At 72.7% G+C, this 10,445-nt stretch carries 11 protein-coding genes and 1 pseudogene; 10 read left to right on the top strand and 2 right to left on the bottom strand.

Annotated elements, in window-relative coordinates; translation table 11 throughout:
• The 4 genes and pseudogenes from BSB02_RS31555 to BSB02_RS31540 all read left to right on the top strand — a co-directional run.
• A pseudogene (locus BSB02_RS31555) lies at positions 1–420 on the top strand (hypothetical protein); the annotation flags it as partial.
• 153 nt (positions 421–573) lie between these two features.
• A complete protein-coding gene (locus BSB02_RS31550) occupies positions 574–1,884 on the top strand; it encodes an MATE family efflux transporter (protein ID WP_158088781.1) in 1,311 nt (436 codons plus the stop codon).
• A gap of 83 nt (positions 1,885–1,967) precedes the next feature.
• On the top strand, positions 1,968–2,234 hold the full coding sequence (locus BSB02_RS43180) for a response regulator transcription factor (protein WP_084964542.1): 267 nt from the start codon (positions 1,968–1,970) through the stop codon (positions 2,232–2,234).
• 68 nt (positions 2,235–2,302) lie between these two features.
• Positions 2,303–3,274 carry a hypothetical protein gene (locus BSB02_RS31540; RefSeq protein ID WP_240506805.1) on the top strand — a complete coding sequence of 324 codons (972 nt, stop codon included), beginning with the start codon at positions 2,303–2,305 and terminating at the stop codon, positions 3,272–3,274.
• A 17-nt stretch (positions 3,275–3,291) separates the two neighbouring features.
• On the opposite strand, the gene BSB02_RS31535 is transcribed toward BSB02_RS31540, so the two are convergent.
• Positions 3,292–3,744, bottom strand: coding sequence for a MarR family winged helix-turn-helix transcriptional regulator (locus tag BSB02_RS31535; protein WP_084964538.1), 453 nt, complete (start codon positions 3,742–3,744; stop codon positions 3,292–3,294).
• 63 nt (positions 3,745–3,807) lie between these two features.
• Here BSB02_RS31535 and BSB02_RS31530 point away from each other — a divergent pair, with 63 nt between their 5' ends.
• Positions 3,808–4,941 carry an FAD-dependent oxidoreductase gene (locus tag BSB02_RS31530; RefSeq protein ID WP_084964536.1) on the top strand — a complete coding sequence of 378 codons (1,134 nt, stop codon included), beginning with the start codon at positions 3,808–3,810 and terminating at the stop codon, positions 4,939–4,941.
• Between the two features lie 3 nt (positions 4,942–4,944).
• Here the strand turns inward: BSB02_RS31530 and BSB02_RS31525 are convergent, their stop codons facing one another.
• Positions 4,945–5,319 (bottom strand): hypothetical protein, encoded by a 375-nt coding sequence (locus BSB02_RS31525; protein WP_084964534.1) that lies wholly within the window; start codon positions 5,317–5,319, stop codon positions 4,945–4,947.
• A gap of 61 nt (positions 5,320–5,380) precedes the next feature.
• Here BSB02_RS31525 and BSB02_RS31520 point away from each other — a divergent pair, with 61 nt between their 5' ends.
• From BSB02_RS31520 to BSB02_RS31500, 5 genes are read left to right on the top strand one after another with little or no spacing between them, the layout of a single operon-like run.
• Positions 5,381–6,418, top strand: coding sequence for an NAD-dependent epimerase/dehydratase family protein (locus BSB02_RS31520; RefSeq protein ID WP_084964532.1), 1,038 nt, complete (start codon positions 5,381–5,383; stop codon positions 6,416–6,418).
• On the top strand, positions 6,409–7,605 hold the full coding sequence (lhgO, locus tag BSB02_RS31515) for an L-2-hydroxyglutarate oxidase (protein ID WP_206184996.1): 1,197 nt from the start codon (positions 6,409–6,411) through the stop codon (positions 7,603–7,605). Before BSB02_RS31520 ends, lhgO begins: the two co-directional genes overlap by 10 nt.
• Positions 7,606–7,621: 16 nt before the next feature.
• Positions 7,622–8,314, top strand: a complete 693-nt coding sequence (locus BSB02_RS31510; RefSeq protein WP_084964530.1) for a response regulator transcription factor — start codon at positions 7,622–7,624, stop codon at positions 8,312–8,314.
• Entirely contained in the window at positions 8,314–9,714 is a 1,401-nt protein-coding gene (locus BSB02_RS31505) for a sensor histidine kinase (protein WP_084964528.1), read from the top strand. The genes BSB02_RS31510 and BSB02_RS31505 overlap by 1 nt, the downstream gene beginning before the upstream one ends.
• A 42-nt stretch (positions 9,715–9,756) precedes the next feature.
• Complete coding sequence (locus BSB02_RS31500; protein ID WP_084964526.1) at positions 9,757–10,428, top strand: response regulator transcription factor; 672 nt, start codon at positions 9,757–9,759, stop codon at positions 10,426–10,428.
• The last annotated feature ends 17 nt before the right edge of the window (positions 10,429–10,445 follow it).

Genomic DNA, 10,445 nt, shown 5'->3' with positions numbered 1-10,445 from the left:
TACCTGGAGATCAAATCCACCATTCTGGGCGGCCGGGCCCTGCGCACCCGCACCCCCGCCGGCATCACCCAGGAGATCTACGCCCTCCTCACCGCCTACCAACTCGTGCGCCTGGCCATGGCCGACGCCACCACCACCCAGCCCGGGCTGGACCCCGACCGGGCCAGCTTCACCATCGCCCTGCACACCGCCCGCGACCTGATCATCCAAGCCGCGGGCGTCATCACCGACACCGCCATCGACCTCCTGGGCACCATCGGCCGACACGTCCTGGCCGACCTCATGCCCGACCGGCGCGTTCGCACCCGCCCCCGCGTCGTTAAACGCGCCATCTCCAAATACAACGCCAAAGGCACCGTCGACCGAACCAGCTACAAGGCCACCATCAGCATCGACATTCTGGCCGCACCCGACCCTTGACGCCCGGCTCCAGACCTTAACTACACGGCATTGAGGCTAGACCCGGGCCCGCCCGGATTGTCTGCTTTCATGAGCCAGTCACCGTTCAGAAGACGATCACCCTTCACCTGCCGGTCACGGGAACTGCCGGCCGCGTGTGATGGAGTTGTCCGCGTGCCGCGCCCCCACCGCACCCTTCTCTCCAGTGCCGTCCCGCTGCTGCTGTCGATGGTCACCTCGACGGCCGGCGGCCTGGTCGGCACGGCGGTGCTCGGCCACCACGCCACGACGGCGCTGGCCGCCTTCGCGCTGGCGATGGCGGTGCTCAACCCCGCCACCGCCGCTGTCGCGGGGGCGCTGCGGGGCGTGGTGCCCTTCGCAGCCCGGCACCGGGCCGACCCCGCCGCCGCGGTGCGGATCCTGCGCGATGCGCGGTGGCTGGCCCTGGCCGCCGGTACGGCCGGCGCCGCGGTCGTGGCGGCCATCCCGGCGATCGCCACGCTGAGCGGCGCGCCTGCGGCCGTCGTGGGCGAGCTGGGCGGCTTACCGTGGCTGCTGGCCGCCTACGTGCTGGTGTTCGCCGCGGGCGGCGGGGCCAACTCGGTGCTGATCGCGCTGGGGCGCAGCCGCCAGGTGCTGTGGTCGAGCGTGGCCGCCACGGCGACCGACGTCGCGTTGACGGTGGTGCTCGTGCCGCCGCTGGGGCTGGAGGGCGCCGGGGTGGCGTTCGTGGCCTCGGCGCTCGTGGGCGTGACGGTCGCCAACGTGTGCCTGCGCCGGATCCCCGGCCTGGCGGGGGAGTCGCTGTGGCCGGGACGGCCCCGGTTCGCCGAAGTGGTGAAGCTCGCCCGTGTCGGCGTCCCGATGGCGGGGACCATTCTCATCAAGTTCGCCGTGCTGGGTCTGGTGACGTATGCCGCGGCGCGGACGGGCGCGGTGGGCGCCGCGGCGCACGCGGTCGTCAGCTCGATCGCGGGCCTGCTGTTCCTGGCGGGGCTGGCGGTGGGCCAGGCGGCCGCGCCGGAGGTCGCCCGGGCGGCGAGCGCGGGGGAGGCGCGGCGGGTGGTCCGGGCCGGGCTCCTGCTGGCCGCCGTCGGTGTGGGCGCCGCGGGGCTCGTGGTGCTGCTGTTCCGCGAGCCGGTCATCGGGCTGTTCACCGACGACGCCGTCGTGCGGGCGACGGCCTTCGCCGTCATCCCGCTGATGGCCCTCTCGGCGCTGCTTGAGGCCTGCCAGGCGGTGGCCGGGTTCGGGCTGACCGGGCTGAAACGGTCGAGCTGGAGCCTGGCCAGCTTCGCGATCGGGTACGGCACGCTGGCGCCGGCCGCCCATCCCGTCGCCACGGCCTGGGGGCTCACCGGGCTGTGGATCGCGATCGCCGCCACCAACGCCCTCCTCGTCGTCCTCCAGGGCGGCGGGTTCCTGCGGCACAGCGGACGGCTCGCGCCACCGGTGCCCGCCGAACACGCCGGCGTGACCGCGTGAGCCCGGGCGATGGGACAGTTGTCCTGCCCGACCGTGGATCGACGGCTCTGCCCCGCGAAAACCGCCTTCCCTAGCGTGGAGGCATGACAGCGATCTCGTTGAAAGGCCTGGTCAAAAGCTATGGCCAGGTGCGTGCGGTCGACGGTGTCGACCTGACGATCCGCAGAGGGGAGACGGTGGCGCTGCTGGGCCCCAACGGCGCCGGCAAGTCCACCGTGGCCGACATCGCCCGCGGGCTGCACCTGTCGGAGAGCACGGTCCGCAACTACCTGTCCGCCGCGATCACCAAGACCGGGACACGCAACCGCATCGAGGCCGCCCGCGCCGGCCGGCACGACGGCTGGCTGTGACGGCGCGCCGGGACATCGCATTCGCCGGGAACGGGCATGATGGCGGGGTGGGGGCTGTCCTGATTCGCGTGCTTGCGGCTGCTGTCCTGGTCTGCCTGACGTGCCTGACGCCGGTCGCGGCCTGGGCGGACGACGAGACCACCGAGCGACTGTTCGTCTTCAAGGACGCGCGGATCACCGAGTCGAGCGGGCTGGCGGTCTCGCCCACGCACGAGGACGTCTACTACACGCACAACGACAGCTCGGCCGCGCCGGAGTTCTTCGCGGTCGACTCGACGGGACGGACCAGGGCCAGGTTCACCGTGCGGGGCGCGCAGGCGCGCGACTGGGAGGCGATGGCCGCCTCGACCGACCCGTCGACCGGCCGCGGCGTGCTGTGGTTCGCCGACATCGGCGACAACCTGGACGGCGCCTGGCCCGACGTGTCGGTCTACAGGGTCGAGGAGCCCGCGCGGCTGCGCGACGGCGTGGTGACGGCCGTGCGGTACCGCTTCCGCTACGAGGGCGGCGGGCGCAATGCCGAGGGCATCATGGTCAACCCGGTCACCAGGCGGCTGTATGTGGTGTCCAAGGAGTTCTCCGGCGGGGTGTACGAGGCGCCCAGGAGGCTGCGCGCGGACCGGGTCAACGTCCTGCGCAGGGTCGCCCCCGCGCCGATCATGGCCACCGACGCGGCCTATGCCCCCGACGGGAGCAAGTACGTCGTGCGCACGTACTTCTCCGCCACGCTGTACGAGCCGTCCGGACGGGTGATCGCCAGGGTCGGCATGCCGGAGCTGGAGCAGGCGGAGTCGATCGCGTTCACCCGCGACGGCACGGCGCTGCTCGCCGGCAGCGAGGGGCCGCGCAGCCCGGTCTACCGGGTGCCGCTGCCCAAGCAGGAGCCGAGCGCCCGGCCCACGCCGACGCCGTCGAAGGCCGCCGCGGCGGAGAAGCCGGCCGAGCGGCAGGGGTTCACGCTGACGGGCGCCCTCATCTGGCTGGGCGCCGCCGCGGTCGCGATCACCGGCATCGTCGTCCTGGCCCGCCGTACCCGCTGACCGGTTGCCGGGGCGGCTCAGGTCGCGCCCTCTCGAAGGTCCCTGGTGGCGGCCCGGTAGGCCGTGGCGACGCGGGCGAACATGTCCAGCAGCAGCGGCACCTGCTCCGGCCCGTAGTGCGCGCCGAGGGCCGCCAGGTGCCGCCTGGAGGCGTGGCAGGCGGCGTCGTAGTCGTCCATGCCGTCCCGGACCAGCTCCACGGTGACCGTGCGCCGGTCGCGTTCGCCGCGCACCCGCCGCACGTAGCCGGCCTTCTCCAGCCTGTCGACCATCCGGGTCGCCGAGGCGGACGGCAGCCCGAGCTCCTCGGAGATCGCCCCCACCGAGAGGGGGCCGCGCATCTCCAGCAGCATGGTGGCGGCGACGTCGACCGGCTGCAGGCCGAGCCGGTCGGCGACCGCCTCGTTGTGCAGGAGGACCGCGATCACGAACTCGCGGAAGACATCCTCTTCCGGGTGATTGTCGACCACCTTTCCGAGGCTACTCCACACCGATGTATCTTCGAAGTGAAGATACTCCGTTTTGGAGGATATATGGAGATCATCGTCATAGGCGCCGGGGTGGGTGGGCTGGCCGTCGCCCGGGTGTTGCTGGCCGCCGGTCACCGGGTGCGGGTTTTCGAGCAGGCCCCGGCCCGGCGGACGGGCGGCAAGGCGCTGCTCGTGTGGAGCAACGGCAACGCCGTGCTGAACGACCTCGGCGTCAGCCTGGACGGCGTCGGCTCCCGCATCGACAGGATCGACGCGCTGACCTCCGACGGCCGGCTGCGCACCAGCATGAACATCGCCCACGCGGCCGGCCGCTACGGCTTCGAGACCAAGGCGATCCCCCGCCGCCACCTGCTGGAACGCCTAGCCGACGGCCTCCAGGACGGCATCGTCCGGTACGGCATGGCCTGCCGGAGCCTGTCCCAGGACGACCGCGGCGTCACGGTGACCTTCGACGACGGGTCGGCCGCGCGAGGAGACCTGCTCGTCGGCGCCGACGGCCACCACTCGGTGGTGCGGCGCCACCTGTGGGGCGACGGCGCCGTCCAGCCGACCACCTTCGGCACCTGGCAGGGGCTCAGCCCGATCGACATCGGCATCACCGACACGACCCGCCATCTCATGATCACCGGACGGGAGGGGGCGTGCGGGCTCATGCCCGCGGGGGACGGGCTGTTGCAGTGGTGGTTCGACGTGCGCTGGTCGCCCGCCGATCCGCGGCCCGCCGCGCCGCTGGCCGAGCTCAGGCGCCGCTTCGGGCACTGGGCCTCGCCCGTCCCCGAGGTGCTCGCCGCCGCCACCGAGGACGACCTGGAGTTCTTCGGGCACCACTGGGTCAGGGTCAGGCAGGCGTGGGGCAGGGGCCGCGTCACCCTCGTCGGCGACGCCGCCCACATCATGCCCCCCACCCTGGGACAGGGCGCCAACCAGACCCTCGAGGACGCCTGGGTGCTCGGCCGCGAGCTCGCCACGGGCGACGGCGACCCGGCGGCGCGGCTGCGCGCCAACGAGAAGGCCCGCTATCCGCACATCTCCCTGGTCTCCCGGCTGGCCAGGCGCAACCCCGCCAACTGGCGCATCCCCCCGCTGATCGGCCGGCTGTTCCCCGAGACCTCCCAGACCGCCATGCTCGCCCGCTTCAGCAACCGCCTCACCGCGCCCGCCTTGCAGCCCCTGTGACCGTCACCGGACGTCGCGCATCGTCGGGGTGAACATCTCGCCGCGCAGGGCTCGCTCGACGACGCCGATGGAGCGGGCCAGGCGGACCAGGCGCGGTCCCTCCTCGCGATAGACATCGAGCACCGCCTCGACGGCGTGCGGCGGCAGATGTCCCTTGAGCTCGACCGCCGCGCTGCGGTATCCCGCCCTGGCGGCTCGCACCGCCGATTCGACGTGGTGGAGCGCCATCCTGGCCAGGGCGAGCGGATGGCGCCTCAGCACCTCGTAGGCCCGGTAGTCGGGCGGCACGGCGTCGAGCAACCAGGCCACCGCCGAGATCTCCCACTCGGGAACGCTCGGGGGTCTGACCTCGGGCGGCCACTCGGGCGGCAGGTACATGCGTCTATCGTACTCATGTTCGATTGAGCACGGAACCAAGTGAGCGTTAGCTTGCCGAGGCATGAGGGTTCTGGTCACCGGCGGGTCGGGCTTCGTCGGATCGCACGCTGTCGCCGCCCTGGTGGCCGAGGGGCACGAGTGCCGGGTGCTCGCGCGGAGCCCGGACAAGGCGTGCCGGGTGCTCGCCGCCCTGGGGGTGCCCGCCGTACGGCAGGCGGCGGGGAAGGGCGCAGCGGTGTGGCCGGGGGACGTGCGGGACGCGCGAGCCGTACGGCGGGCGCTCGCGGGATGCGACGCGGTCCTGCACGCGGCGGCCGACATGGGCGTCACCGGCAAGGAGGCCGACCTGCGCGGCGCCAACGTGACCGGGTTGTGCAACGTCCTCGGGCAGGCGGTGGAGCTGGGCCTGCAGCCCGTCGTCCACGTCTCGACGGTCGCCGTCTTCGTCCCCTCGCCCGACCCCGTGATCACCGCCGGCAGTCCCCTGGCCGAGCCCCGGGGCGCCTACGGCCGCTCCAAGGTCGAGGGCGAGCGTTACGCCAGGCGGCTCGACGGCGTCACGATCGTGTACCCCGGCGGCGTCGCCGGACCCGGGCAGCCCAGGCTGGACGCCCTCAACGAGGGGATCCGGGCGGGCGTGCGGCACGGCTGGCCGATGGTCCCCGGCGGGGTGTGCGTGCTGGACGTGCGCGACCTCGCGGCCGCCCTCGCCCGCTGCGTGACCACTGATCAGACCGGGAACCGCTACCTCTTAGGCGGACATTTCCTCACCTGGCCGGACATCGCGGCCCTGTGCGACGACCTCACGGGACGCCGGGCGCGCCGCTACCGGCTGCCGGGCGCGCTGCTGAAGTCCGCGGGCACCGCCCTCGACGCGCTCCGCCGCCTGGGAAACGGCAGGCTCGGCGGCGTCGACTACCCCCTCACCCGCGACGCCGCCGACATGATGCTCGCCATGGTCCCCACCGACGACCGGCCCGCGCTGACCCGGCTCGGCCTCTCGCTCCGCCCGGTCAAAGACACCATTTCGGATACATTGTGCTGGCTAGCGGCAGAAGGCCACCTCAACCGGCAGGAAATCGGCAGACTGTGCCCGTGACCGAGAAGATCGGAGTCGTCGGGGCGGGGATCGTCGGCTTGGCGGTCGCCCGCGAGCTCGCGCGCGCCAGGGGCGCCGAGGTGACCGTCCTGGACAAGGAGAGCCAGGTCGGCGCCCACCAGACCGGCCACAACAGCGGCGTCGTCCACGCGGGCATCTACTACCCGCCCGGCTCGCTGAAGGCCAGGCTGTGCCGGCAGGGCGTCGCCCTGCTCAAGGAGTACTGCCAGGAGCACCGCCTGCCGTACGAGGAGGTCGGCAAGCTCGTCGTCGCCGCCACCCGGGCCGAGCGGACGGCGCTGCGCGCGCTGGCCGAGCGGGCGCGGGCCAACGGCGTGCCGGGCATCGCCGAGCTCGACGCGCTCGGGCTGCGCGACGTCGAGCCGCACGCGGTCGGCGTCGCGGCCGTGCACTCGCCGCACACCGCGATCTGCGACTTCCCCGCGGTCGCCCGCCGCCTCGCCCAGGACGTGACCGACCTGGGCGGGTCCGTACGGCTCGCGCACCCCGTGCGGGCCCTGCGGGAGAGGGCCGGGAAGGTCGAGGTGATCGCCGCCCGGCGCAGGTTCGCCTTCGACCGGCTCGTGGTCTGCGCGGGCCTCGGCACCGACGTGGTCGCCGCGATGGCCGGGCATCCGGGCGAGGTGCGGATCGTGCCGTTCCGCGGCGAGTACTACGCGCTCGCGGGCAACGCCAAGGACCTGGTCCGCGGCCTGATCTACCCAGTCCCCGACCCCCGCTACCCCTTCCTCGGCGTCCACCTCACCAGGCGCGTCGACGGCGAGGTGCTCGTCGGCCCCAACGCCGTGCTGGCGCTGGCCTACGAGGGCTACACCTGGCGCGACGTGCGCGACGCCGCGAAGCTCGCCCGCTGGCCGGGCACCTGGCGGCTGGCCGCGCGGCACTGGCGCACGGGCCTGAAGGAGGTCTACGGCTCCCTCGTCAAGGGCGCGTTCGTCAGGGCCGCCCAGCGCTACGTCCCCGAGCTGACCGCCGCCGGCCTGGAGCGGGCCCCCGGCGGCGTGCGCGCGCAGGCGGTGGCCAGGGACGGCAGGCTGGTGGACGACTTCGTCGTCGACGTGCACGGCCCGATCGTCCTCGTGCGCAACGCACCCTCGCCAGCCGCGACGTCGAGCCTGGCGATCGCCCGGCATATCGCCGGAATTATCCCCACACGCACGCGGTGAGGCATCCTGGTAGGCGATGGAAGCGCGACTGCTGGTCGTCGAGGACGACCCGAACATCCTCGAACTTCTCGCCGCGAGCCTGAAGTTCGCGGGCTTCGCCGTCACCATGGCCAAGAACGGCGTCGACGCGGTCGCCGCCGTGCAGCGCCAGCGCCCCGACCTCGTGGTGCTCGACGTCATGCTGCCCGACATGGATGGCTTCGAGGTGGTACGGCGGCTGCGCAGCGGCGGATCGGCCACCCCGGTCGTCTTCCTGACCGCACGCGACGCGGTCGAGGACAAGATCCACGGCCTGACCATCGGCGGCGACGACTACGTCACCAAGCCGTTCAGCCTGGAGGAGGTCGTCGCCCGCATCAAGGCCGTGCTCCGCCGTACCGCAGGCGAGACGCAGGGCCCGCCGCCCCGGCTCACCTTCGCCGACATCGAGCTGGACGAGGAGAGCCACGAGGTCTGGCGCGGCGGCAAGCCGGTGGCGCTGTCGCCGACCGAGTTCAAGCTGCTGCGCTACTTCATGACCAACGCGGGCCGGGTGCTGTCCAAGCCGCAGATCCTCGACCACGTCTGGGACTACGACTTCCGCGGCGAGGTCGGCATCGTGGAGTCCTACGTCTCGGTGCTGCGCCGCAAGATCGACAACGGTAACCCGAGGCTCATCCACACCCTCCGCGGGGTCGGCTACATCATGCGCACACCACCCGACGCCTGATGCGCGCCATCCCGCTCCGGATCAAGCTGACCGCGCTGACGCTGGCGCTGCTGGCGGTCGGGCTCACCTTCATGGGCGTGGTCAGCGTGTCGGTGATGCACACCTACCTGATCCAGCGGGTGGACGAGCAGATCGACCTCATCTCCCAGCGGGCGCACCGCAAGCTGTCCAACGGCAGGCCGTTCGACGACAAGCTGCCCAACGTCGAGTTCGACGCGATCGTGCTGCTCGGGCGGCCCGGCCAGCCGTACCGGTCGATGGTGGAGATGTCGCGCGACGTCGACTCCCTGCCCAGGCCGGTGCTGCCGCAGCCGGCCGACGGCGAGAAGCGGACCGTGCCCGCGGCCGGCGGCCAGGGCGAGTGGCGCGTGAAGGCCACGACCGTCGACCAGGGCGTGCTGGTCATCGCCGTGGACCTGCGCGAGGTGGCCGACATCAACCGTCACCTGGTGCTCATCGAGCTGCTCGGCTGCGGCGGCATCCTGCTGATCCTCGCCGTCGTCGGGGTGGCCACGGTACGGCGGAGCCTGCGCCCCCTCGACGAGATCGAGCGCACCACCAGCGCCATCGCCGCCGGCGACCTCAGCAGGCGCGTCCCCGAGGGCGACCCGCGCACCGAGATCGGCCGCCTGGCCCGCGGCCTCAACAGCATGCTCGCCCAGATCGAGGCCGCCTTCCGGGCCCGCTCGGAGTCGGAGGCCGCGGCCCGCCGGTCGGAGGACCGCATGCGCCGCTTCGTCGCCGACGCCTCGCACGAGCTGCGCACCCCGCTGACCTCCATCCGCGGCTTCGCCGAGTACTCCCGCCAGAACCCCGAGGCCGACCTCGCGGCCATGATGCAGCGCATCGAGGAGGCGGCCTCCCGCATGGGGCTGCTCGTCGACGACCTGCTCCTGCTGGCCAGGGTCGACCAGCACCGGCCGCTGCGCATGCGCCCGGTGGACATGCTCGCGCTGGCCGCCGACGCCGTCCACGACGCCCGCATCCTCGCCCCGGACCGCGACATCACGCTCGACGTGGCCGGCGGCGGCGCGCTCATCGTCTCCGGCGACGAGGTACGGCTGCGCCAGGTCGTGGGCAACCTGATGTCCAACGCGCTCGCCCACACCCCGGAAGGAACGCCCGTCACCGTGCGGGTCGGCCTGTCGGGCGAGCGGGTGTTCCTGGAGGTGGCCGACAAGGGGCCCGGCCTGACCGCCGAGCAGATCGAGCGGGTCTTCGAGCGGTTCTACCGGGCCGACTCCGCGCGCTCCCGCCGCTCCGGCGAGGACCGGGGCAGCGGCCTGGGCCTGGCCATCGTCGACGCCCTGGTCGACGCGCACGGCGGCACCGTGAGCGTGCAGAGCGAGCCCGGCGCCGGCGCGACCTTCCGCGTCGAACTCCCACTCGCCTTGGAGTGATACTTCAGGGTTTCCTCAGCCGGCTTTGCCAGGCTCGACACCGTGACTGAGGCGCGCATCCTGGTCGTCGACGACGAGCCGAGCATCAGGGACCTGCTGACGGCGAGCCTGCGCCACTCGGGCTTCGACGTGGTGACCGCGGGCGACGGGCACGAGGCGCTGGAGGCCGTGGCCTACACCGCGCCCGACCTGGTGGTGCTCGACGTGATGCTGCCCGACCTCGACGGCTTCGAGGTGGCCAGGCGGATCGACACGCCGGTGGTCTTCCTGACCGCGCGGGACGCCACCGACGACAAGATCGCGGGGCTGGGGGTCGGCGACGACTACGTCACCAAGCCGTTCAGCCTGGAGGAGCTGCAGGCCAGGATCCGGGCGGTGCTCCGCCGTACCAGGGGGGAGGTCACCCCCGGCGCCCGCCTCCAGGTCGCCGACCTGATGCTCGACGAGGACAAGCACGAGGTCTGGCGGGCCGGCCGGCTGGTACGGCTGTCGCCGACCGAGTACAAGCTGCTGCACTACTTCATGACCAACGCGGGCCGCGTGCTGTCGAAGGCGCAGATCCTCGACCACGTGTGGAACTACGACTTCGGCGGCGACGCGGGCGTCGTGGAGTCGTACGTGTCCTACCTCCGGCGCAAGGTGGACGACGTGGAACCGCGGCTCATCCACACCCTGCGCAGCGTCGGCTACGTGTTGCGGGAGCCTCCTGGGTAGTCCACCGGGAAAGGACA

It is taken from the genome of Thermoactinospora rubra, assembly GCF_002093975.1.
GTDB classification, from domain to species: Bacteria; Actinomycetota; Actinomycetes; order Streptosporangiales; family Streptosporangiaceae; genus Nonomuraea; species Nonomuraea rubra_A.
This window is presented reverse-complemented; position numbering and strand designations above follow the sequence as displayed.

What these genes read in the sequence shown, in the direction of transcription:
- BSB02_RS43180 (WP_084964542.1), top strand. Translation starts at nt 1,968, where the DNA reads ATGACAGCGATCTCGTTGAAAGGCCTGGTCAAAAGCTATGGCCAGGTG.
- BSB02_RS31530 (WP_084964536.1), top strand. Translation starts at nt 3,808, where the DNA reads ATGGAGATCATCGTCATAGGCGCCGGGGTGGGTGGGCTGGCCGTCGCC.
- BSB02_RS31525 (WP_084964534.1), bottom strand. Translation starts at nt 5,319, where the DNA reads ATGTACCTGCCGCCCGAGTGGCCGCCCGAGGTCAGACCCCCGAGCGTT.
- BSB02_RS31520 (WP_084964532.1), top strand. Translation starts at nt 5,381, where the DNA reads ATGAGGGTTCTGGTCACCGGCGGGTCGGGCTTCGTCGGATCGCACGCT.
- BSB02_RS31510 (WP_084964530.1), top strand. Translation starts at nt 7,622, where the DNA reads ATGGAAGCGCGACTGCTGGTCGTCGAGGACGACCCGAACATCCTCGAA.
- BSB02_RS31505 (WP_084964528.1), top strand. Translation starts at nt 8,314, where the DNA reads ATGCGCGCCATCCCGCTCCGGATCAAGCTGACCGCGCTGACGCTGGCG.